Consider the following 22,326-nt stretch of genomic DNA (forward strand, 5'->3'; position numbering starts at 1 on the left):
TCGTTCTACTGTTTTTTATACAGGAAGTGAGGGGGAGGGGGCGGGAGGGATATCATGAGGATCAAAGAAAATAGGATGAAGAGTAGGCGCCTGAAGTGCGCCCGGGTACACTGCCACCACGCAGAGTGAAAAATGGGTCAACGTAATGGAGAATAAACTTACCGAATCACTACCGACGCGGATGCGAATTTTACGCGCCGCCAGGCAGTGTTTTGCTGAAAACGGTTTTCACAGTACATCAATGAAAACGATCTGTAAGGCCAGCGACATGAGCCCCGGCACACTCTATCATCACTTCCCCTCTAAAGAGGCCCTGATTGAAGCCATTATTTTAGAAGATCAGGAAAGAGCACTAACCCATTTTCGTGAGCCGCTGGAGGGCGTTGGGCTGGTGGATTATCTGGTGGAGTCAACTATTGCCGTCACGCGTGAAGACTGCGCGCAGCGGGCGTTGGTCGTAGAGATTATGGCTGAAGGGATGCGTAATCCTCAGGTCGCGGAAATGCTAACCAATAAATACCACACTATTATCGCCTCGCTGGTTGCACGTTTTAACGATGCGCAGGCGAAGGGGGAAATTGGCGCCGATGTGGATAAAGAAATGGCGGCAAGGCTATTATTAGCTACCACGTATGGTGTTTTATCGGATAGCAGCTCTGCTGAGAATGCCCGGCACGTCAGTTTTGCGACGACGTTAAGAACTATGTTAACCGGGCTACTAAAATGCAACTCTGCAAGCTAGTGTCGGTAAAAATACGCGTTCGTTTTATACGAGCGCGTTATCATTTAGTTTGCCTGATTATTTTTAGATGATGAAAATAATATTGTGGTAAGGGTTATTGTTTTTCGCCTGGATTTTTATCGACTCTCTGTCTCGCTGCGATCATCGATAAAGTCCCCTTTATGTAAATAAAGCTTCAATGCTGCTACTCTTTTCTCCATATATTTTGCGTAGCTTCACAAAAAATAACCTGATGTCGTAATGCCCACTCCCTAATATTCTCCATGCGCTATACGTTAATTTAAGTTTAAATTTCATGCCGGGGATATCACGATGTCACGTAATTTTACTGTTTCAGCCTGTCAGTATATTGTTACTGAAATAAACACTTTTGAAGATTTCATAACAAAGGTAAGGATACTTCTTAATAAAAGTCAGGGAGCTGATGTCGTTATCTTCCCGGAGCTATTTACCATTGAGCTATTTACACTATTGAAAAAATGGCAAGAAAGACCCATTTCACACCTTACTTTAATTGATCAGTTCACGGATGCCTATAAGCAGCTTTTTCAACAGGAAGCGAAAGAAAGAGGACAGTTCATTATTGCTGGCTCTCATCTGGAGCAGACCGGAGCAGATCGCTATGAGAATGTTGCGCATATATGGGGACCCGATGGCGAACATTATGCTCACAGTAAGACGCATATCTTTCCGGCTGAACGGGGTTGGTATACTCAGGAAGGCGATAAAATGGCTGTTTTTCAACTGCCATTTGCAAAGGTGGGTTTTAATATTTGTTATGAAGCAGAAATACCGGAGTGTGCCGCGACGCTGGTGGAACAGGGTGTGGAGTTAATTTTAACGCCTTCCGCTACGTTTACTGAACAGGGATTTTGGCGAGTCAGGCATTGTTGCCACGCACGTTGTATTGAAAATCAAATTTATCTTGTTCACTGTTGCCTGGGCGGAAACCCGGGTGGACCACTGCCAGGCTGCTGGGCCCGAAGTTCAATTTTAAGCCCCTGTGATGTCGTGTGGAAAAATCCACAAGGTATTATCGCAGAGGCGCACGTCAATCAAGAGGATGTCATTTCAGGAGAAATTAACCTCGATGTTCTATATGAAAATAGACTCGGTGGGGCAGCAACAACGTTCAAGGACAGACGCAGAAAAGCAGGCATATATAATATCTGGCCATCACACATTAAATAACAGAATGTGTCCCTTCTATGTATTAGCTGGAGGTCGTTATGGGATATTTAAAATTACCTGAGGGTAAAAGGATTGCGGTCAATCTTGGTGTCGATGTAGATGCTCAGTCTTTATGGCTGGGCGGATTTAATCGACCGTCGCCATCCTTTATGTCACGAGGAGAGTTTGGTGCACAAGTTGGCGTACCAAGGCTTCTGAAATTGTTCAAAGAAAATAATATCAAAACCACCTTTTTTATTCCCGGACACACTGTAGACACCTTCCCGGAAATCAGTAAAGCGATTTTTGATGCCGGGCATGAAATCGCTCACCATGGCTACTATCATGAAAATCCGACGCTGGTGAATCGTGATACAGAGCGCCGACTTATGGATCTGGCGTTCGCCTGTTATAAAAGACATTTCGGCATACGTCCTGTGGGATACCGTTCTCCCTATTGGGATTATAGCGAGAATACGCTGGATCTTCTGGAGGAAGCCGGTTTTCTCTATGACAGTAGCCTGATGGCGAGAGATCTTGTGCCTTACCATCCTCAACGTTGGCAGGTGAATTGGGAGACGGGAAATATCGCAGGCCCGGCCAGCGCGATTCTGGAAATTCCTGTTAGCTGGTATCTGGATGATTTTCCCGCACTGGCGTATACCGGCAACCAGGAGGGGATGAGCGATACTGACGGTGTTCTGCGACGCTGGAAGGATATTTTTACCTATGCTTATAACCATCAGGAAAACGGTTTATATGCGATGGCCCTTCATCCGCAGATAATCGGTCATGGGCATCATATGATGATGTTGTCACGCTTGATTGAACATATTAAAGGGCATGATGGCGTATGGTTTGCAACCTGTGAAGAGATAGCCAGTGTCTGGGTGGATGACGAAGAGGATCGACAAAAAATGCTCCGTCCTGATGTTCGTGGCGTAGCGCCGGTTCCGGATGATTATGGCTGGCCAGGCAAATGATATCACCTCATGACAATGTTAATATCAGTCGGGTAACGGATTACCCGGGCAGAAGTTACCTGTTTGCCCGCTCGTTAATGCATATTGTCCATCAGAAAGGGAGACTATCCCGGGACGTATAAAATCTTTTTTATTTCGGTCAAAACGTTAATCAACGAGAATAGTTTGTTTTTTGATTTAAATCATTTTTTAGTGTTCACAGGAAAATAAGCAAATAACATTTATAATGTGAGTATTAAGAAAAATAAAATTTCCATAGTGATTAATTTTTATTTAACGCTTTGATTTTTAGTGTTTTTGTATGTGTTAATTGATGTAAATCAATTTGGGTTTTTTTATTAAATAAGTAAAAATTAAGTTGATATTTGCTTTTTGATGTGTTTTTTATATATAGCTGATTATTATTCTGAAATGTCAATTTTTGAATAATGACGCTGTGATACCGGCACCAGGGATACTTTGCGATAAAAGGGATTGAATATGGCAGAGAGCGTTCAGTATAACCTCAATTGTATTTGGCCACAGCGGGCCAAAACCCTCTATTGCATTGCAACCAGCGGAATAACGTTTATCAGACGTGGGTAAACGTTGGTAAAATCCCTGCAAACCTGGCGCTTTTCACGCTGTGTTTTTTGGTAGTTGCGCTTTTAATAAGAGTCACAAGCGTTGGCTGCTGGTATTCGTCTGGCTGCTGAACTGCCACCTGATCAACAAGGAGATAAATCATGGATGCGATTTTTTTAAAGCTCGACAATATCAAAGGCGAAAGCCAGGTTGAAGGCTTTGAAGATCAGATAGAGATCATGTCTTATAGCCACAATGTGGCAATGCAGGTAAATAACGATGTTAGCCTCACTGAGCGGACTTCCGGGCGTGCGCATGTTGGTGAAATGTCGCTCACCAAATTTGTCGACCTCGCCACGCCTGTGCTCAATGAGTACTGCTGTAGCGGGAGGCTAATTAGAACCGCGGTGCTGACGTTGTGCCGCAATGACGACGGCAAAATGCGGTCGCTTATCGTTTATACCCTGACAAACGTGCTGATATCACAACTCAGTGTTAGCGGCGGCGCCGGCGGTAAGCCGGTGGAAACGATGTCGCTGAACTTCACGAAAATCGAATGGCAAATCACTGCCGAGAAATCAGACGGCGCTCAACAGGAGTCCAGAACGTCAGTATGGGATCTGGCGATGGACCAGATAGGGAAATGATGATGACGCCAACCATTCCGGTCGCGCTATTCGACAGGCTCTTGGTTGAGGGGATAAGCCCACATGAATTGGTACGCCGCAAGTTAATGTGTTTATTCAACTCTTGCGCTGTGGCAGGTGGCGAGACATTACCGCCGCTGCTCACTCGGGGTATGCCGGAATGGCACGAGGTGAATGTGGGTGACAAACGGGTTCTCAACTGGTTTTGCCGTGAGCTTCGCGCTGCTATTTTACGTTATGAACCGAGCATCAACATGCTGAAAGTCAGTGTAAAAGATGCCCATCATCAGACGCTGGCGTTGTCTTTGGAAGCGATGTTACAGGATGAGTCTGAACCGTTAAGACTGGAGATAGCCTACTCTAACGGTAGATGGCGCTAGTAATGCAGAAAAGAACGCCGGGCCGGGCGTTTTACATTACCCCAAAAGCAATAAAACGCAGCGAGCGAACCTGATAATCAGGCAGGCAGTCCACCTTTCGGTATGGTTGATCTGCCTGCATCATTTTCAGGATGGTTAATAACGGACCATGACAGATTTAAGTTCGGTATAGTCATCAATAAACGCGCTACCAAATTCACGACCAATGCCCGATCCTTTCATCCCTCCAAAGGGTACCGCAGGATCGAGGAAGGTATGCATATTGACCCACACCATGCCAGCATCAATATCTTCAGCGTAGCGTAATGCCTTAGACATATTTTCCGACCACACACTTGCTGCAAGGCCAAATGGCGAAGCGTTGATATGCGAAAGCGCCTCTTTTTCATTCTGATAACCGATAAAGCTACAGACAGGGCCAAAGGTCTCCTCGTGCATCAGCGTACTGTTTTTACTACGCACTTTTACCGCCGTCGGCTGTAAAAAGTACCCTTCGCCGGGTAAAGTTTCACCGCCGTAAACAATGGTATCCCCTTCTTCCCGTGCGATTTGAATCAGACGCAGCACTTTTTCAAGCTGAACCTGATTCGCCAGCGGGCCCATCACCGTTTTTTCATCTAAAGGCGACCCGGGCACGATCTCCGATAACCGTTGCCTGAGGAGCGTCATGACTGTATCCAGTTTTTCCTGGGGCAGATAAAAACGCTCTGCGGCAGCACAAATCTGTCCTTGATTCAGATAACCGGCTTCAAGAATACCGTTGACCATGGCTTGTGCCGAGAGATCATTGAGAAACAGCGCCGCATTTTTCCCTCCCAGTTCGAGGGTAACGCGTTTTCCTGACGATGTTGCCGAACGCCGGACTTTCTCACCTGTCGCGACTGACCCGGTGAAACTCACTTTGGCGCAATCTGGATGCGCGATCAGCTGTTGCGCTATCTCACCGCCAGCACCGTTTACCACGTTAATTACGCCATCAGGGAAACCTGCCTCTTTAGCCAGTTCAGCGACTCGCAGCAGTGTCAGCGGGGTATATTCACTTGGTTTAATGACGATGGTGCAGCCACATACCAGCGCTGCGGCCAGCTTCCAGATAGCAATCATAATTGAGAAATTCCACGGCACAATACCGACGACCACGCCAATGGGTTGGCGTTGGGTAAACGCTGTGTATCTCTCTTCTCCCATTGATGGCAGGGAGACATTCAGCGTTTCACCGGTTATTTTTCCTGCCCAACCGGCAAAGTAACGCAGGAAGGCCACTGACTGATCGAGTTCAAGACCGCGCGACAGCAGAATCGTTTTACCTGAACAGACGCTTTCCAGCTGAGCTAACTCTTCACGATGAGCGGCAAGAGTATCAGCCAGTTTCAGCAGTAATGCGCCGCGTTGTAACGTTGGCATTTTACGCCAGACATCAAACGCCCGTCTGGCGCTCTGCATGGCCTCTTCTGCCTGCGCAGGGGTTGCCGACACAACGTCGGCGATGATTTTGCCGGTGGCTGGGTTAGTGACCGAAAAGTTCGTGCCGTTTCCGGCCTGACGTTCACCTGCAATAAATTGTCCGTGTCGTTGGCGTAAAAAAGTCGTTACTTCGGCAAGTAATGTCACATCGCTCATCAGAAGTGCCTGTAGGTTAGGAATGTACGTTTTTCCATCCCAACATACTTTTTCGGAGCTGAATATCGTTCCAAAGAACGTCATTCTTCCGGACGATATTTTGTAAAACGTTACCGTGCTGTGATAGCGCTCTTAGTCAAGCGTGATGACAAGGTAACGCGATGAATACAAAAATCGATGCGTTGAATTACTACGGCGCGACGAAAAAATACCCGTTGCATTTTCCTGCTTTGCAAGAGGATATTGATGCCGATGTGGTGATCATTGGCGGTGGCTTTTCAGGCATCAATACCGCGCTGGAACTGGCGGAGCAGGGGATCACTAATGTTGTCGTTCTGGAAGCCCGTCATCTTGGGTATGGCGGCACCGGACGAAACGGCGGTCAGGTAATGGCCGGTATAGGTCACGACATCGAAGCCGTTAAAAAATATGTAGGCGCAGCGGGAATGGAGACGCTGTTTAAAATCTCGAACCTCGGCGCGGGTATTATTCGGGAGCGAATTCGTAAATACCATATTGATGCTGATTTTGTCCCCGGATATGGTTATCTGGCCTACAACCAGCGGCAGTTAAAAACGCTGCAACAATGGGAAAAAGAATTCAAAGCCGCTACGCCGGAAGACGATATTGAACTCTATACCGGTAAAGACGTGCAGCAGGTTATCGGTTCCGACGTCTACTGCGGTGTTCTCAAGCATATGGGGGGAGGGCATGTCCACTCGCTGAATTTATTGCTGGGCTCCGCTCAGGCTGCGAATTCGCTGGGGGTGAAGATATTCGAATATTCACCTGTGGTTGAGGTCAGTTACGGTAAAACTGTGCGGGTACGTACTGCGATGGGCAGCGTAAAAGCAGCCAAATTGCTGTGGGCCTGTGATAGTTTTCTCAATAATCTGGAACCAGAAATTTATAAGAAAACGCTGGTTACTTATTCTTATCAGGTCTCTACAGAACCTCTCTCCAGCGAGCTTGTTGAGCGGATCAGTCCCTTGCGCGGGGCTTTTAGCGATATCCGCCCGGTTATAAATTACTACCGTCTCACAAAAGAAAACCGTCTGCTGTTTGGCAGCGCCACAAGGTTTCTTGAATATACCCCGCACGATTTTGCTGCCTGGAACCGCACTCTGTTGACGGAGGTCTTCCCTTATTTGAAAGACGTTAAAATCGATTTTGCCTGGGGCGGACCGATGGCCTGTAGCGCGAATCTGTTTCCGCAGATTGGCACGCTTCGTGAACACAATAATGTTTTTTATGTTCAGGGTTATTCCGGATTTGGCGTCACGCCTTCCCATATTGTATGCAAAATCCTGGCCGAAGGAATAAATGGCGGTTCCGAGCGGTATCGTCTGATGAGTAGCATTCCCCACGCGACAATTTATGGTCGCGACAGTTTACGTCTATTGCTGGTCAGTGCGGGAAAACTGATACATCAAACAGCCGGTTTCTGGAAAGGCCGGAATTAACCAGGAGAACATTAATGCACGCTTTTAAACTCAATCAACCTGTTCCTGAATTACAGCCAGTCGGGAGTGTCAGCCTGTTAGGGGCGTTGCCAACAGAAGGCGATCCCCAGGTCGCCGTTGCGATGATTTACGGTAAACCTGAGGATGTATTTACCTGTGGACTGTTTTCATCGACCCGCGGCGGTTTCACTATGATTTATCCCTTTACCGAGCACGCAACCGTGCTGGAAGGGGAAGTGGAACTCACTGTTGCGGGTCAGGAACCGATACGTTTTTCACCAGGCGATAGTTGGTTTGTTGAACAGGGAACCGAAGTGGCATGGAAAGTTTTAACGCCCCGTTTTGTAAAACATTATCTGGCAAACGTTGAAAGCCACAAACAGGGTTGAATCCTTTAATTGTTCGTCAGTAGCGTTGGCATCACTGGGGAGAATAACGCGCTCCCCACTTGCTATTAGCGCATGCGGGGACGGCGTCACAACGTTATTTACCGTTATCCCTCTTCAGGACGATACCTGTTAGATGCGCTGCCTGCCATAAATAAGCGTTATTCCGGAGCGGTAATTTATTGTTGTAATAATAGTGAAGAGGTTGACCATGTTTAAAAACAGACTTGCCAGCCATCTTGAACGTGGCGTTATTGGTTTCCCCACGACGCTTGCCAGCTCCGTCGGGCTGATTATGGCAAGCCCGGTGATCCTGACCGTGACCAGTGGTTTTGGCTCAGGGGGAGATACCTTTGCCCTTGCGGTATTACTGGCATTTATTATGATGCAAGCGCAGATTACCACCTTTGCCGAAGCGGCAACGCTTATTCCCACAACTGGCTCCGTCTACGACTATATTTCCTGCGGAATGGGGCGTTTTTTCGCTATCACCGGTGCGCTTTGCGCTTACCTGATCGTACACATTTTTGCCGGCACGGCAGAAACGATTCTCGCTGGCGTCATGGCGCTGGTGAACTTTGAGTCTGTTAGCGAACACGTGGCCATGCAGCACAATACCTGGATGGTTGGCGTCGGCATGGTAGTGGTTTTCGGGTTACTGAATGCCATTGGTGTTGAAGTATTTGGCAAGGTGGAAGTATTTCTTACTTTCGGTATGTGGACTACCCTGACCATCTTCGGTTTATGCGGGATCCTGTTATCCCCGGTCACTCATCATTCTGGGTGGTTTGGCGCACCGCTTGATGTCAGTAATCTTTCTGGCCTGTTTGGTTATATTGGCATGGCGATGTTTATGTTCGTCGGTTGTGAACTGGTAACGCCAATGGCGCCGGAAATTAAAAAAGCGCATCGTACGATCCCCAGAGCGATGGCGCTTGGCCTTTTAGCGGTGGCAGGTTGTATGTTCCTCTATGGCGCTGCGATTAACCGGCAGGTAAATAATGTGGTTGTCGATGCGGCAAACCATATCTTTTTACTGGATACGCCGATGGCTATTCCCGCCTTTGCCAATCGTGTCATGGGACATGTCGGGCAATACTGGCTGGGCGTGGGGTTGTTGTTAGCGGGATGTGCGACAATTAATACGCTGATGGCGGCAGTACCGCGTATTATATACGGCATGGCGCTGGACGGCGCTTTGCCGCGGTTTCTAACCTGGTTGCACCCCCGCTTTAAAACACCGGTCATCGCCATCGCATTCGGTGTTGCGATCCCCTGTTTACATGCCTGGTATCTGAACGGTGATATCGACCACATTGTTCCGCTGATCCTCGCTGCGGTCTGCGCCTGGGGGGTAGCTTATCTGCTGGTAACGTTATCGGTCGTTATCTTACGTATTCGGCGCCCCGATTTGCCACGCGCTTACCGGGCCCCCTGGTTCCCCTTACCTCAGATTATTTCGAGCGTGGGTATTATTATCGCCATTATTAATATCGCGCCTCCAGGAATGAACAGTCGGGATGTACTTATACCATTCGGTATTATGCTTGGATTGACTGCCGCCTATGCCTTATTCTGGACATTATGTGTGCAACGGGTTAATCCTTTCCTCCCACTTCCGGTAGAAGAGGTCGTGGAACGGGCGATGGGCAATTATGAAAAGCGAAACAATGAAGAGATGACGCCAGATGTCCTCCGTCCCCTGGTTTAAGAGCACATTAATGAACATGGTGTTACGTGATTTGAGCGGCTGGCGTTGTGAAAAATTGACCGAACATAGCGCCGTGCTGCATCTGAATGCATTTACCCAGGTTATCTGCCATGTTCAGCAAAAACGGTTATTCATGGCCAGTATTCACAGTTGTGAATTCAGGGTGAAAGGCACAATCAATTATCCTTTGCAGGGCAAAATTCGCGTTCATCAGCCCGGATGGCTGAAACGTTATCCCGTCATTTTTACTGGCAGCAAAAGTACCGCCGGGCTGATTAACTATCTTAATCGTTTCCCCAATTTACAACAGGCTCTGAGTGAACTGGATTATCGTCGGTTCACGCTGGTTTTACATCATAAGGAATGGTATTGCAGCATTGAGCTATGGGCTGCGAGCGAAGTGGTTTGTAAAATGCCGCCGCTGCGCCGTTATCTGCGGCTTGAGCGACACCAGCGTGTTCTTCTGCTGAGTGTGATAAATATGATCAATCAGGCCATGAATCAATGGCTGCAACAGGATACCGACGCCAGATAATATGACATTTTATTGAGGCATCAGCTCAGAGAGTGGTATTAATTCAGGCATATATGACACATGGGGAAAAGACCCGCAATTGACGCGGGGTAAAAAGCACGCTTTCACATATGCTGTGAATGTTGTACCGAGGACATTCTGGTTCGGGAAACCAGTTCCGTGCGATTTATCACTTCTGTTTTAGCAAAAATATTACGTAAATGCGTTTTCACTGTTGAGAGAGATATATTCAACTGACGGGCAATCAATTTGTTACTGGCCCCTTCGCAGACCATTCCCACAATTTCACGCTCTTTTGCGGTCAATATTGACGCCAGATTGTTGTCTTCCTGAAGAGAATCATGAATTGCCAGTCCCAGTAATGGTTGTACTGCCTGGGCTCGCAAACGCTCTTCGCTGGAAAAAGGTATATCGCGCATTAATGAAATGCCCGCGATAATACGATGGCCCCGACGAATAAAGATCTCAATCATGTCGCACACATGATTAGGTAGCATAAATTCATGATAATAATGGCGATGACGGGCACAGATACCGGGCGTCATCGTCGCTACGGTAATAACCTGCTGGCCGAACCGGGAAGGCGATAGCGGGTCTAATGGTTGAAAATGCTCCAGATATTGTTGGTGTGTGCTATTAGAAATGTTATGTAAAACATAGGCTTCCGGCTTTAAATAAGCATTAACACGATAAAAAACCGCCGACGACAGAGGAATGAGTTGCGCAATGCTCTGTAAGCAATGGAGAGTGATCCCGTCATTATGGCCAGTAGTTGATAAGGCTGACATGTTATCTCCTTCCATCCGGATGAGCGCGCCGGGACGCAGTAAAATAGTGGTATGTTGAAACATACAATTTACATTCGATTAACACAATCATTCACATGTTAATAATGTGATGCGTGTTACGGTATTTTTTATAAATATTTGAAATAAAACAGTTTTAATTTAAATCCTGTTTGGTTTTCTAAAAAATAATTTAAAATTATTAATATAATTTTTTCTGTCGCGGTTGACTCATCTCCTGAAAATGCCGTGGGTTCTCGTCCTTCAGGACGATATTCTTTTGAGACGACTGTTCTATGATTTTCTGTAATAGCGCAGGTTAACAGAGACTTAATTTCTGGCTCAGACAGGATTTGCTAAATAACGTTTCAATAGCGTCATTCGCTATGCAGAAAACCGGCGTATCAATAGATAAAGCTTGCTTGCGGCATTCTGCCCGCAGCACCAGACGGACGCTATTGCGAAATGTGAGTCATGTCTCCGCATCAGAAATGACAATTACAGGACAGAATAATGTTGAATCTCAACACATTACGGCAACAACAAATCCCCGTAATGACTGAATATCGCGCGCAGATACCCTTTCATATTTTGGCAAAACCCATAGGCCCTGCATGTAATCTGGCCTGCCGCTATTGTTATTACCCACAGGGCGAAACGCCCGTAGAAAAAATGAATGAATCAACGCTGGAGGTTTTTATTTGTCGCTATATTGCGGCGCAACCTGCCAGTGCGCGTGAAATTAATTTTGTCTGGCAAGGCGGTGAACCGCTTTTAGCCGGAATCGGTTTTTATAAAAAGGTAATAGCGCTTCAACAACGATATGCGCCTGACGGCGTGACGATCAGTAATAGTCTGCAAACGAACGCGACGTTGTTAAACGATGCCTGGTGTCGTCTGTTTCGCGACAATAATTTTACTATTGGCATCAGTCTTGAGGGCAGTGAAGACTTGCAAAATTACCATCGTCCGGGCAAACGCGGCGAGTCCAGTTATCCGGCGGTGTTGCGGGGAATCACATTGTTACAACACTATCGAGTCGATTTTAACGTACTGATTGTCGTGCATGATGACATGGCTAGCCATGCGGCAGCCATCTACGATCATGTTGTTAGCCTTGGCGCTCGTTATCTGCAATTTCAGCCACTGATGAACGAAGGCAACGCCCTACAGCAAAATTACCAATTGAGTGCGGATAACTGGGGGCGTTTCATGATTGATATCTGGCGTCAATGGCGCAAACGCGGCGATATGGGACGGGTTTTTGTGATCAACATTGAACAGGCATGGGCACAATATTTTACGCATATCAGCGCCACCTGTGTCCATTCCGCCCGCTGCGGAACGAATCTGGTCATGGAGCCGGACGGCAAACTCTATGCCTGCGATCATCTGATTAATAGCCAGCATTACCTGGGACAGCTTTCTAATAATATGTTAGCGCCAGCCGTAGATACCGCAACCCGGCTTCCCTTTGGTATTAAGAAAAGCCAGCGCCGGGAGTGTCAACGGTGTTCTGTGAAAATAGTCTGCCAGGGAGGCTGCCCCGCACATATCAACAGTGCCGGCTACAACCGACTTTGTAGCGGCTATTACTCTTTTTTCACTGAGATTCTGGCTCCGCTACGCGCCTGGCCCCGGAATCTGAATGGACTGAAAGCCTGGCGTGCTGACGTTATGGGCAGATTTTCGGGCTGATGGTCCATCTTGCCGCATTTGCCCGCCGCTCTTGTACAACATCCGTAGTCTGAAATGGAGAATAAGCCGTGAAAAAACAAGTAACACTTGCCACACTCAGCATTATCTTCTCCGGTACGGCGCACAGTACGCAAAACGAACGTCCTGATATTATCGTGATTATCGCTGATGATATGGGATATTCTGATATCACTCCCTTCGGTGGGGAAATCCCAACGCCTAATTTGCAGGCGATGGCTGAGAACGGCGTGCGGATGAGTCAATATTACACGTCTCCCATGTCTGCTCCCGCCCGTGCGATGCTATTAACCGGGAACACCAGTCAGCAAGCGGGTATAGGCGGTATGTGGTGGTATGAAAATACCATAGGTAAGGAAGGCTATGAATTGCGCCTGACTGATCGGGTGACGACCATGGCTGAACGCTTTAAAGATGCTGGTTACAATACGCTGATGGCGGGTAAATGGCATCTTGGTTTTACGCCAGGCTCGACGCCAAAAGATCGGGGCTTTCGTCATTCTTTCGCCTTGATGGGGGGAGGCGCCAGTCACTTTGATGATGCCGTGCCGCTGGGAACCGTGGAGATATTTCATACCTATTATACCCGTGACAATCAGCGCATTTCACTGCCCTCCAGTTTTTACTCCAGCGAAGCCTATGCCAGCCAGATTAATCGCTGGATCAGCGAGACGCCACGGGAACAACCTATCTTCGCGTGGTTGGCCTTTACTGCGCCACATGATCCTCTGCAGGCGCCGGATGAATGGATTAGTCGTTTTAAAAATCAGTATGAACAGGGCTATGCAGACGTCTATCGTCAGCGTATTGCTCGTTTGAAGAAACTGGGTTTCCTGCGTGATGACATACCTCTGCCAGGACTGGAACTTGATAAAGAATGGCAGGCGATGACCCCGGAACAGCAGAAATATACGGCGAAGGTGATGCAGGTTTACGCTGCTATGATCGCCAATATGGATGCACAGATTGGTACCGTTATTGAGACGTTAAAAAAGACCGGGCGCGATAAAAACACGATTCTGGTCTTCTTAAGTGATAATGGGGTGAATCCGGCGGAGGGCTTTCACTATGAATCTGAACCGGATTTTTGGAAGCAATTCGATAATCGTTACGAAAATATTGGTCGTAAAAATTCATTTATCTCTTATGGTCCACACTGGGCTGATGTCAGCAATGCGCCTTATGGTCGCTATCACAAAACGACCAGCGGTCAGGGGGGAATTAATACCAGTTTTATGATTTCCGGTCCTGGTATCATCCATAATGGCGCCATAGATAACGCCACAATGGCGGCGTATGATGTCGCGCCCACGCTCTATGAATTTGCAGGTATTGATGTCAGTAAATCATTATCTGAAAGACCGACACTGCCAATGATCGGCGTGAGTTTTAAACGCTATCTGACCGGTGAAAGTCTGCACGCGCCTCGCACACAATATGGTGTTGAACTCCATAATCAGGCGGCCTGGATAGATGGGGAATGGAAATTGCGTCGTCTTGTCACAGTATTCCCACAGGCGGGTAATGCGCCATGGGAATTATTCAACCTGCAACGTGACCCCCTGGAAACGCATAATCTCGCAGCAGATTATGTGGATAAAGTGAAAATACTGAGCAGTGCATATGAGGCATTTGCAAAACAGACAATGGTGCTTTATGCCAAAGGCAAGCTTATCGATTATGTGGGTATCGACAGTAAAACCGGGCGTTATCTGGCTGTCGATCCACAGACATTGCAGCCAGTTCCTGCTCCGTTAGCGATTCCTTTAGACACAAAATCGGACCAATAATTATTGGTTACGTTTCAAATGATTATTCAACGCTCACATAACCGCATTCAGCCAGTGACTTTCAGGATGAAGTTTCTCAGCGTTGGTGATGTATCGCCGCGCCGGTATGCCAGAGCCAGCTTTGCGACGGGCATCTGGTCTGCAACGGGGCGGTATACTACTCCCTTGACATTAACCTGTCTCATTGAATCTGGAACCATCGACACGCCCATCTCTGCCGACACAAGGTTAATGACTGACGAAATTTGCGGCACGAGTTGACCAATTTTCGGTTCAAAGCCCGCTTTACCGCAGGCCTCGATCACTACGTCATAAAGCGACAGGCCGATTTCACGTGGGAAGAGTAAAAAAAACTCATCTTTGAGAATCGAGAGTGCAATCTGTTTACACGCCGCAGCAGGATGCGTTTCTGCCAGCACAATAACCATTGGCTCTTCAGACAGTAACCTGAGCTGGAACCGTTCATTGCCTGTAAAACCGGGTCTCAGAAAGGCAACATCCAGCGATCCTTCATTCAATTCATCAGCCAGTTGAGTTGTATTTCCTTCCTCAAGCTGCAAACGAACGTCAGGATAAGCCCGCTTGAAAGTACGGATTGCGCCGGGCACCACACTGTTAAATGCCGCAGAGGCAGTAAAACCCACCCTTAACACGCCCGATTCCCCCCTGGCAACACGCTGCGCTGCCAGCACGGCTCTTGTCGCGGTAGCAGGCATCCCTTTAACAACATCATAAAATGCTTTTCCAGCCTCGGTTAATTCCGCGCCATGAGGCACTCTCCGGAATAGCTGCGCTCCCAGCTCTCTTTCCAGATCCTTAATCTGTTGGCTTAGCGGCGGCTGACCTATGCCTACTTTTGTCGCAGCCCGCGTGAAATGCCGCTCTTCAGCGACGGCGAGAAAATAGCGAATATGGCGCAGTTCCATCCTCATCTCCAAAAGCAATTAAGAATGGCACCATCATATATTGGAAGAATGAAACCAGCGAGCGCATAGTGAGGTTAACAGGAGGTGCAATATGCCCGATATTTCTCATACACCGACACGTAGCTGGCTTTTTACCCCAGCAATTCGACCAGAACGTTTCATAAAAGCAGTTGAAAGTGCGGCGGACATTTCTATTATCGATCTTGAAGATTCCGTCACCCCGAATGACAAGGCGCAGGCCCGGAAAATTGCGATGCAGTTCCTTTCATCCCGACCAAACTCATCGCTGAAAATAGCATTAAGAATTAATGGAATGAATACTCATGCTGGCATTGAAGACCTGCATATGTTACTGGAATGCCGTTTTTTTCCTGATTACATTATTCTTCCGAAAACAGAGTCAGCCGCGCACCTGCAAATCGTGGATAGTCTTATCATGATGGCTGGTTCTGATACTCGCCTTATTGGCATTATTGAGTCAGTTGTCGGACTTAATGCCGTAGAGTCTATTGCGGACGCCACCCCCAGACTCTGCGGGTTGATGTTTGGCGCCGCAGATATGGCGGCTGACATTGGCGCCACACCCGCCTGGGAGCCTCTTGCGCTGGCGCGGGCCAGAATAGTGGCTGCCTGCGCTATGAAAGGGCTTCTTGCAATAGATGCTCCCTTCTTTGATATAGGCGATTTTTCAGGTCTGAAAGAGGAAACGCTGCAGGCGCTCAGTTTTGGTTTTTCTGCAAAATCGGCTATTCACCCCGCTCAGATTAGTGTAATCAACGCCGCATTTACTCCTACAACGGCAGAAATTAATCATGCTCGTGCAGTACTGACAGAGAATGCCAAAGGCGTCGGGATCGTTAGCGGCATGATGATAGATGCAGCCGTTGCCCGTCAGGCCCGGAGATTACTCGCCCGGGCAGGGATCTTTTCCTGATTTTATTAACAGAGGAATTGATTATGAACACGTTATTACCCGCTTATAAAACCATTAGCGAGGGGCGCTACCGAGAAATTTCGGGTCTTTACTGGGAGGATTTTCATCCCGGTGATGTTTTTGAACATCGTCCCGGCCGGACGGTTCTGGACGCCGATAATGTGTGGTTTACCCTGCTCACTCTCAATGTGCAGCCGGTCCATTTCGATGCGGCTTACGCCAGCAAAACGGAATGGAAAAAGTTACTGGTTGATTCAACGTTCACTCTGGCGCTTTTAACCGGTATGAGCGTGCGTACTGTCAGCGCCAGGGTCGTGGCCAATCTTGGCTGGGATAAGGTACAAGCCGTCCATCCGGTTTTCGCAGGGGATACACTTTATGCTGAAAGCACTGTACTCAGCAAACGCCTGTCAAATAGTCGCCCGGGACAAGGCATCGTTACCGTTCGGACATGTGGCATTAATCAGAATGGTGTAGAGGTCATGCGCTTCGAACGAACAATGTTAGTTTATTGCTGTGGATGTTCGCCTGAAGAAGACGCCGCTTATTGAGAAATCGCCCTGAGGTTTAGAGTCATGATGAATGTTAATGCAGTGTATGCCGAAAAATGCGTGACGCCTGACGAGGCGGTTACTTTAATTACCTCCGGCAGTCACCTCTCTATGGGAATGTTTGCAGCAGAGCCTCCAGCTTTGCTGAATGCGCTGGCAAAGCGAGCGAAAAGGGGAGAAATCAACGATCTGCGGGTTTACTGTTATGAAACAGCCAGCATTGCCGGGAACACTATTTTCCGTTATGAGCTAAGTGACTATATTCATCTCTACAGTATGTTTATTACCGGTATTGAACGGGCTTTAATACGTCAGGGGATTGAGAGTTCCGGGCGAAAAATAGTTAACTATGTACCTTCAAATTTTCATCAGGCGACGCGATTACTGGCTGATGATATTGGTATTGATACCTTTATTCACACCGTGTCCCCTATGGATAAGTATGGCTATTTTAATTTTGGAACTGGAAACGATTATTCCACCCGGATTGCGAGGACAGCTAAAAAGCTTATTGTCGAAGTTAACAAATATATGCCGCGCGTTCATGGAGAAGGTGCTGCAATCCATATTTCAGAAATTGACGCCATTGTTGAAAACCATGTCCCTTTAATTGAACTACCAATACGTACTGCCGTAGCCGAAGATATTGCTATCAGTCAGATTATCGCTTCTCTTGTGCCAGATGGCGCTTGTCTCCAGATGGGGGTCGGCGCATTACCGGAGCTCATCTGTAATGCGCTCAAGGAACATAATGATCTGGGGGTCCATACAGAGGCGCTGAATCCGGGGTTGGTAAGTTTGATTCAACAAGGCGTCGTTACCAACCAGCGTAAAAATATCGACCGGGGAATGTCTGTATTTACTTTTGCTATGGGACAAAAGGATATGTATGACTATCTCAACGACAACCCCTCTTTTTTTAGTCGGCCTGTCGATTATGTTAACGATCCGGGGATCATTGCGCAAAATGAGAATGTTGTCTCCATTAACGCTACCTTACAAATCGATCTCACTGGTGCCTGTAACTCTGAATATTTGCTTGGACACCAGTACAGCGCTTCAGGAGGGCAATTGGATTTTGTCAGAGGCGCATATGCATCTAAAGGAGGTCGTTCCATTATTACGACCCGCTCAACGGCCGCGAATGATACGATTTCTCGTATTGTTCCCCGCCTTGAGGGGCCTGTAACAACCCCACGAACGGATACGCACTGGATAGTCACTGAATTTGGCTCCGTAAACCTGAAGGGGCTCTCTTCAACCGAGCGTGCGCTCAGCATCATTGAATTGGCACATCCCAATTTTCGGCAGCAACTTAGAGTAGATGCAAAAAAAATGCATCTGATTTAAAAGTAGGTTAATGCTATTTTTTAATGTAGCATCCCTAAAATATAAACATCATGAGTCTATTCAAATGATAATTGACAGAATTGATCACCTTGTATTAACGGTATCTGATATATCAACCACAATAAGATTCTACGAAGAGGTACTTGGTTTTTCTGCGGTAACATTTAAACAAAACAGAAAAGCGTTAATATTTGGAGCGCAAAAAATTAACCTCCATCAGCAAGAAATGGAGTTCGAACCAAAAGCGAGTAGACCAACGCCGGGATCTGCCGATTTATGTTTTATTACATCGACACCGATAAATGATGTTGTGTCTGAGATCTTACAGGCAGGCATTCCCATTGTTGAAGGCCCGGTTGAGAGAACTGGAGCCACAGGCGAGATAATGTCTATCTACATCAGGGACCCTGATGGAAACTTAATTGAAATTTCGCAGTATGTTTAATGTTAAAACTTACTATTACTGCCTTTATTATGATCACGCATCCGTTTATATTGGTCTAATGGAGATCATATGGCAATAATTTCTGGAAAGAGTCTATGTTCAAACTTATTGACTTGAAGACATCGAGGAATTCATAAGAAAGCGTAAAAAAGGAAAGGTGGTGCCCGGACTCGGAATCGAACCAAGGACACGGGGATTTTCAATCCCCTGCTCTACCGACTGAGCTATCCGGGCAACGAGGCGCATTAAACCGTAATCGCCTCGCTTCGTCAACGAAATTTCTTCAAATCAACGTAGACTGCACAATCTATCACCACTTTGTTGCTATTGCACGCAGAATCAGGCAAAAAACATCGCCCATGCGGCGGAAATCGGCATCGCCAGCAACAGCGCCGGGAGCATATTCACTACCGGAAACATTTTGATTCCACATACACGCAAGCCGGTCGCCACCAGCAGCAGTCCGCCTACAGCGCTAAAGTCGTCCATCATTGCCGGCGTGGTCAGTGGAAGAATGAGGGTGGCGCAGGCGGCAAGCGTTAACTGGATAATCAACATCGGCGCGCAAATCGCCGAAACGGCGATGCCAAGCGAACAGGCGAAAATAATGGCAGTGAAAAAATCCAGAAAAGATTTAGCGATCAAAATGTTTGGATCGCCAGTCATCCCTTCATGCATCGCGCCGAAAATACCGGTGCCGCTGGCGCAAAAAAGTACAATGATAGCGACGTAACTTTGAATAAATGAGTCGTGTGTTGGCTTCTTACCCGATGCCATAAATAATTGTTGGATTTTCGCGACTGCGCCATTAATGCCTTTTTCCAGCAAACAAAACTCGCCGATAAGCGCGCCGACCAGCGTCGCCAGCACCATCACCGGAAGATTAGCGCACTTCATCACCAGCAGAATGCCAATACCCAGAGAGCACAGACCAAAAATAGACGTCATTGAGACGCGAATCCGTTCTGGCAGACGCTGACTTAACAGCGCGCCAATAACGCCGCCGAATAAAATTGCGCCAGCGTTAATAAAAGGTCCAATTACCACAATGACTCCTGTTATTTGTCTTTCAAATTGCCTTATTATCACGCGATTAAGCTGTTAATAGCTTGACTATCTGTGACGTATAGAGCGCTGATTTTACCTTGCGCCGTCTGGTGAAAGGTGCCATGATTGCGCGAAATTTCTCCTGCCAGCATGGGGCTCGCCGGGATGAACATAGCGCCTTTATATTGTCTTCACTGTCGCCTGACTGCGCGAGGTTTGCCCCTTTCTTTCCTTTTTTTTGTCGTCCCCGCTATGCGGTGAGGGCAGCGCACGCTCACTGCAGGACAACAGTAAAATCAGAAACAGTCTGTTTTTACTGATGTCTGGCGGTCGGAGCTGGTATCCAGTTTGACCCGGCATCTCGTTGGGCAAGGCATCGGGCTTTGTCCGGGGTTACTCTACTCCCGAAACGGGTATTTGCGCTTATGAAATCAATGAATATTGCCGCCAGCGGTGAACTCATCCCCCGTCTCTCCACCCACCGAAACGTAGTGGCGCTGGACAGTACCGACTTTACCGATGTGGCCGCAGTCGTCATTACCACTGCCGACAGCCGTAGCGGTATTCTGGCGTTGCTTAAACGCACCGGTTTTCACCTGCCGGTGTTTATGCTTGCGGATGAACCCGTCAGCGCGCCTGTCGGCGTTACGGCGGTAATAGGTGGGAACGCGCAGGAATGGCTGGAGCTGGAAAACGCTGCCTGTCTCTACGAAGCAGAACTTCTGCCGCCCTTTTATGGCACCCTGACCCAGTATGTCGACATGGGGAATAGTACCTTTGCTTGCCCGGGGCACCAGCATGGCGAGTTTTTTAGAAAACATCCCGCAGGCCGCCATTTTTATGACTTTTTTGGTGAAAACCTGTTTCGTGCGGATATGTGTAACGCCGATGTGAAACTTGGCGATCTGCTCATACATGAAGGTTCTGCCAAACACGCGCAGAAATTTGCGGCAAAAGTGTTTAATGCGGATAAAACCTACTTTGTGCTGAATGGGACTTCGGCGGCGAATAAAGTGGTCACCAACGCCCTGCTGACGCGCGGCGATCTGGTGCTGTTTGATCGTAATAATCACAAATCCAACCACCACGGCGCCCTGATTCAGGCCGGGGCGACGCCAGTCTATCTTGAAGCAGCGCGTAACCCGTTTGGTTTTATCGGTGGTATTGATGCGCACTGTTTTGATGAAACGTACCTGCGCGACCAGATTCGTGACGTGATGCCGGAAAGCGCCGATGCATCGCGTCCGTTCCGCCTGGCGATCATTCAGCTGGGTACCTATGACGGCACTATTTACAACGCCCGTCAGGTGGTGGATAAAATCGGGCATCTCTGCGATTACATTCTGTTTGACTCCGCGTGGGTAGGCTATGAGCAGTTTATCAATATGATGGCGGATACCTCGCCGTTGCGGCTGGAGCTTAATGAAAACGACCCTGGGATCTTTGTGACCCAATCGGTACATAAGCAACAGGCGGGGTTCTCACAAACCTCGCAGATCCACAAAAAAGATAACCATATTCGCGGCCAGGCGCGTTTTTGCCCGCACAAACGCCTGAACAACGCCTTCATGTTGCACGCCTCGACCAGTCCGTTCTACCCGCTGTTTGCGGCGCTGGATATCAATGCCAAAATCCACGAAGGGGAGAGCGGTCGCCGCCTGTGGGCGGAGTGCGTTGCGCTGGGCATTGATGCGCGTAAAGCCATTCTCGCCCGTTGCAAACTGCTTCAGCCCTTTATCCCACTGGTTGTTGACGGCAAGCCGTGGCAGGCATATCCGACGGAGACCATTGCCAGCAATCGTCGTTTCTTCAGTTTTGAGCCCGGGGCGAAATGGCATGGCTTTGAGGGTTATGCGGATGACCAGTATTTTGTCGACCCCTGTAAACTGTTACTGACCACGCCAGGTATTGATGCCGATAGTGGGCAGTACACCGAATTCGGCATCCCGGCGACCATTCTCGCCCACTATCTGCGTGAGAACGGTATTGTGCCTGAGAAGTGCGATCTCAACTCGATTCTGTTCTTGCTGACACCCGCTGAGAGCGAAGAGAAACTGGCGCGGCTGGTCGCGATGCTGGCGCAATTTGAACGGCACATTGAAGACGATACGCCGCTTGCGGATGTATTGCCGACGGTTTTTCAGAAATACCCGGTGCGCTACCGCGATTACACCCTGCGTGAGCTATGTCAGGAGATGCACAACCTGTACGTTAGCTTTGACGTTAAGGATCTGCAAAAAGCGATGTTCCGCAAAGAAAGCCTGCCGCATGTGGCGATGAACCCACAGGACGCCAACAGCGCCTTTATTCGCGGCGATGTAGAGCTGGTGCGTATCAGCGAGGCGGACGGGCGTATTGCTGCCGAGGGGGCATTGCCATACCCGCCGGGCGTACTGTGCGTGGTGCCGGGGGAGATTTGGGGCGGCGCGGCGCAGCGTTATTTTTTGGCGCTGGAAGAGGGCATCAATCTGTTGCCCGGTTTTTCGCCGGAATTGCAGGGGGTATATAGCGAGACCGATGCCGATGGAATTCAACGCTTGTACGGATATGTTTTAAAGTAACGTTGCCTGCAGGCCGGATA

The 22,326-nt window shown here is 48.2% G+C and carries 20 protein-coding genes and 1 tRNA gene; 16 read left to right on the plus strand and 5 right to left on the minus strand.

What is annotated here, in order from left to right; genetic code table 11:
- Nucleotides 1-145: 145 nt before the first annotated feature.
- From LCS67_RS03515 to iraD, 5 genes are all read left to right on the plus strand, one after another.
- A complete protein-coding gene (locus LCS67_RS03515) occupies nucleotides 146-742 on the plus strand; it encodes a TetR/AcrR family transcriptional regulator (RefSeq protein ID WP_000428463.1) in 597 nt (198 codons plus the stop codon).
- Between the two features lie 312 nt (nucleotides 743-1,054).
- Nucleotides 1,055-1,933: a carbon-nitrogen hydrolase family protein gene (locus LCS67_RS03520; protein WP_000089257.1), complete on the plus strand. Its 879-nt coding sequence runs from the start codon at nucleotides 1,055-1,057 to the stop codon at nucleotides 1,931-1,933.
- A gap of 38 nt (nucleotides 1,934-1,971) precedes the next feature.
- Nucleotides 1,972-2,895 (plus strand): polysaccharide deacetylase family protein, encoded by a 924-nt coding sequence (locus LCS67_RS03525; RefSeq protein WP_000540892.1) that lies wholly within the window; start codon nucleotides 1,972-1,974, stop codon nucleotides 2,893-2,895.
- 725 nt (nucleotides 2,896-3,620) lie between these two features.
- Complete coding sequence (locus LCS67_RS03530; protein ID WP_000338753.1) at nucleotides 3,621-4,106, plus strand: Hcp family type VI secretion system effector; 486 nt, start codon at nucleotides 3,621-3,623, stop codon at nucleotides 4,104-4,106.
- Nucleotides 4,106-4,486 (plus strand): anti-adapter protein IraD, encoded by a 381-nt coding sequence (gene iraD, locus LCS67_RS03535; protein WP_001543513.1) that lies wholly within the window; start codon nucleotides 4,106-4,108, stop codon nucleotides 4,484-4,486. The genes LCS67_RS03530 and iraD overlap by 1 nt, the downstream gene beginning before the upstream one ends.
- 135 nt (nucleotides 4,487-4,621) lie before the next feature.
- Here iraD and LCS67_RS03540 read toward each other — a convergent pair whose 3' ends face one another.
- Nucleotides 4,622-6,106 carry an NAD-dependent phenylacetaldehyde dehydrogenase gene (locus LCS67_RS03540; RefSeq protein ID WP_001286382.1) on the minus strand — a complete coding sequence of 495 codons (1,485 nt, stop codon included), beginning with the start codon at nucleotides 6,104-6,106 and terminating at the stop codon, nucleotides 4,622-4,624.
- 161 nt (nucleotides 6,107-6,267) lie between these two features.
- Here LCS67_RS03540 and LCS67_RS03545 point away from each other — a divergent pair, with 161 nt between their 5' ends.
- From LCS67_RS03545 to LCS67_RS03560, 4 genes are all read left to right on the plus strand, one after another.
- A complete protein-coding gene (locus LCS67_RS03545; RefSeq protein WP_001092825.1) occupies nucleotides 6,268-7,569 on the plus strand; it encodes an NAD(P)/FAD-dependent oxidoreductase in 1,302 nt (433 codons plus the stop codon).
- A gap of 14 nt (nucleotides 7,570-7,583) precedes the next feature.
- A complete protein-coding gene (locus LCS67_RS03550) occupies nucleotides 7,584-7,958 on the plus strand; it encodes a cupin domain-containing protein (protein ID WP_000542984.1) in 375 nt (124 codons plus the stop codon).
- A 208-nt stretch (nucleotides 7,959-8,166) separates the two neighbouring features.
- Nucleotides 8,167-9,666: an APC family permease gene (locus LCS67_RS03555; protein ID WP_000475960.1), complete on the plus strand. Its 1,500-nt coding sequence runs from the start codon at nucleotides 8,167-8,169 to the stop codon at nucleotides 9,664-9,666.
- Nucleotides 9,644-10,201, plus strand: a complete 558-nt coding sequence (locus LCS67_RS03560) for a DUF3156 family protein (RefSeq protein WP_000100109.1) — start codon at nucleotides 9,644-9,646, stop codon at nucleotides 10,199-10,201. Before LCS67_RS03555 ends, LCS67_RS03560 begins: the two co-directional genes overlap by 23 nt.
- Before the next feature lie 104 nt (nucleotides 10,202-10,305).
- Here LCS67_RS03560 and LCS67_RS03565 read toward each other — a convergent pair whose 3' ends face one another.
- On the minus strand, nucleotides 10,306-10,989 hold the full coding sequence (locus tag LCS67_RS03565; protein ID WP_001275356.1) for a helix-turn-helix transcriptional regulator: 684 nt from the start codon (nucleotides 10,987-10,989) through the stop codon (nucleotides 10,306-10,308).
- Nucleotides 10,990-11,499: 510 nt separating this feature from the next.
- Between LCS67_RS03565 and LCS67_RS03570 the strand changes: the two genes are divergently transcribed.
- Together LCS67_RS03570 and LCS67_RS03575 are read left to right on the plus strand one after the other, a co-directional pair.
- A complete protein-coding gene (locus tag LCS67_RS03570; protein ID WP_000933446.1) occupies nucleotides 11,500-12,684 on the plus strand; it encodes an anaerobic sulfatase maturase in 1,185 nt (394 codons plus the stop codon).
- A 68-nt stretch (nucleotides 12,685-12,752) separates the two neighbouring features.
- Nucleotides 12,753-14,492, plus strand: coding sequence for an arylsulfatase (locus tag LCS67_RS03575; RefSeq protein ID WP_000745171.1), 1,740 nt, complete (start codon nucleotides 12,753-12,755; stop codon nucleotides 14,490-14,492).
- A 47-nt stretch (nucleotides 14,493-14,539) separates the two neighbouring features.
- Here the strand turns inward: LCS67_RS03575 and ripR are convergent, their stop codons facing one another.
- Nucleotides 14,540-15,418: an itaconate degradation transcriptional regulator RipR gene (gene ripR, locus LCS67_RS03580; protein WP_000423178.1), complete on the minus strand. Its 879-nt coding sequence runs from the start codon at nucleotides 15,416-15,418 to the stop codon at nucleotides 14,540-14,542.
- A 91-nt stretch (nucleotides 15,419-15,509) separates the two neighbouring features.
- On the opposite strand from ripR, the gene ripC reads away from it, so the two are divergent.
- The 4 genes from ripC to LCS67_RS03600 all read left to right on the plus strand — a co-directional run bounded on the left by ripC (nucleotide 15,510) and on the right by LCS67_RS03600 (nucleotide 18,698).
- Nucleotides 15,510-16,352: an itaconate degradation C-C-lyase RipC gene (gene ripC / locus LCS67_RS03585; RefSeq protein ID WP_001112897.1), complete on the plus strand. Its 843-nt coding sequence runs from the start codon at nucleotides 15,510-15,512 to the stop codon at nucleotides 16,350-16,352.
- Between the two features lie 23 nt (nucleotides 16,353-16,375).
- Nucleotides 16,376-16,903 carry a (R)-specific enoyl-CoA hydratase RipB/Ich gene (gene ripB / locus LCS67_RS03590; RefSeq protein WP_001094308.1) on the plus strand — a complete coding sequence of 176 codons (528 nt, stop codon included), beginning with the start codon at nucleotides 16,376-16,378 and terminating at the stop codon, nucleotides 16,901-16,903.
- 24 nt (nucleotides 16,904-16,927) lie between these two features.
- Nucleotides 16,928-18,253, plus strand: a complete 1,326-nt coding sequence (gene ripA / locus LCS67_RS03595; protein ID WP_000982337.1) for an itaconate CoA-transferase RipA/Ict — start codon at nucleotides 16,928-16,930, stop codon at nucleotides 18,251-18,253.
- 64 nt (nucleotides 18,254-18,317) lie between these two features.
- On the plus strand, nucleotides 18,318-18,698 hold the full coding sequence (locus LCS67_RS03600) for a VOC family protein (RefSeq protein WP_000582672.1): 381 nt from the start codon (nucleotides 18,318-18,320) through the stop codon (nucleotides 18,696-18,698).
- Nucleotides 18,699-18,856: 158 nt separating this feature from the next.
- On the opposite strand, the gene LCS67_RS03605 is transcribed toward LCS67_RS03600, so the two are convergent.
- Nucleotides 18,857-18,932: transfer RNA gene (locus LCS67_RS03605), tRNA-Phe, on the minus strand.
- Nucleotides 18,933-19,037: 105 nt separating this feature from the next.
- Nucleotides 19,038-19,745: a DUF554 domain-containing protein gene (locus LCS67_RS03610; RefSeq protein ID WP_000234464.1), complete on the minus strand. Its 708-nt coding sequence runs from the start codon at nucleotides 19,743-19,745 to the stop codon at nucleotides 19,038-19,040.
- A gap of 425 nt (nucleotides 19,746-20,170) precedes the next feature.
- Here LCS67_RS03610 and LCS67_RS03615 point away from each other — a divergent pair, with 425 nt between their 5' ends.
- Nucleotides 20,171-22,306 carry an ornithine decarboxylase gene (locus LCS67_RS03615; RefSeq protein ID WP_000839721.1) on the plus strand — a complete coding sequence of 712 codons (2,136 nt, stop codon included), beginning with the start codon at nucleotides 20,171-20,173 and terminating at the stop codon, nucleotides 22,304-22,306.
- Nucleotides 22,307-22,326 lie beyond the last annotated feature (20 nt).

The sequence above is a fragment of the Salmonella sp. A7 genome, assembly GCF_020181675.1.
In the GTDB taxonomy this organism is placed as follows: domain Bacteria; phylum Pseudomonadota; class Gammaproteobacteria; order Enterobacterales; family Enterobacteriaceae; genus Salmonella; species Salmonella enterica.

Coding starts and splice junctions, on each gene's coding strand:
- LCS67_RS03515 (WP_000428463.1), top strand. CDS start 146: ATGGAGAATAAACTTACCGAATCACTACCGACGCGGATGCGAATTTTA.
- LCS67_RS03520 (WP_000089257.1), top strand. CDS start 1,055: ATGTCACGTAATTTTACTGTTTCAGCCTGTCAGTATATTGTTACTGAA.
- LCS67_RS03525 (WP_000540892.1), top strand. CDS start 1,972: ATGGGATATTTAAAATTACCTGAGGGTAAAAGGATTGCGGTCAATCTT.
- LCS67_RS03530 (WP_000338753.1), top strand. CDS start 3,621: ATGGATGCGATTTTTTTAAAGCTCGACAATATCAAAGGCGAAAGCCAG.
- iraD (WP_001543513.1), top strand. CDS start 4,106: ATGATGACGCCAACCATTCCGGTCGCGCTATTCGACAGGCTCTTGGTT.
- LCS67_RS03540 (WP_001286382.1), bottom strand. CDS start 6,106: ATGAGCGATGTGACATTACTTGCCGAAGTAACGACTTTTTTACGCCAA.
- LCS67_RS03545 (WP_001092825.1), top strand. CDS start 6,268: ATGAATACAAAAATCGATGCGTTGAATTACTACGGCGCGACGAAAAAA.
- LCS67_RS03550 (WP_000542984.1), top strand. CDS start 7,584: ATGCACGCTTTTAAACTCAATCAACCTGTTCCTGAATTACAGCCAGTC.
- LCS67_RS03555 (WP_000475960.1), top strand. CDS start 8,167: ATGTTTAAAAACAGACTTGCCAGCCATCTTGAACGTGGCGTTATTGGT.
- LCS67_RS03560 (WP_000100109.1), top strand. CDS start 9,644: ATGTCCTCCGTCCCCTGGTTTAAGAGCACATTAATGAACATGGTGTTA.
- LCS67_RS03565 (WP_001275356.1), bottom strand. CDS start 10,989: ATGTCAGCCTTATCAACTACTGGCCATAATGACGGGATCACTCTCCAT.
- LCS67_RS03570 (WP_000933446.1), top strand. CDS start 11,500: ATGTTGAATCTCAACACATTACGGCAACAACAAATCCCCGTAATGACT.
- ripR (WP_000423178.1), bottom strand. CDS start 15,418: ATGGAACTGCGCCATATTCGCTATTTTCTCGCCGTCGCTGAAGAGCGG.
- ripC (WP_001112897.1), top strand. CDS start 15,510: ATGCCCGATATTTCTCATACACCGACACGTAGCTGGCTTTTTACCCCA.
- ripB (WP_001094308.1), top strand. CDS start 16,376: ATGAACACGTTATTACCCGCTTATAAAACCATTAGCGAGGGGCGCTAC.
- ripA (WP_000982337.1), top strand. CDS start 16,928: ATGATGAATGTTAATGCAGTGTATGCCGAAAAATGCGTGACGCCTGAC.
- LCS67_RS03600 (WP_000582672.1), top strand. CDS start 18,318: ATGATAATTGACAGAATTGATCACCTTGTATTAACGGTATCTGATATA.
- LCS67_RS03615 (WP_000839721.1), top strand. CDS start 20,171: ATGAAATCAATGAATATTGCCGCCAGCGGTGAACTCATCCCCCGTCTC.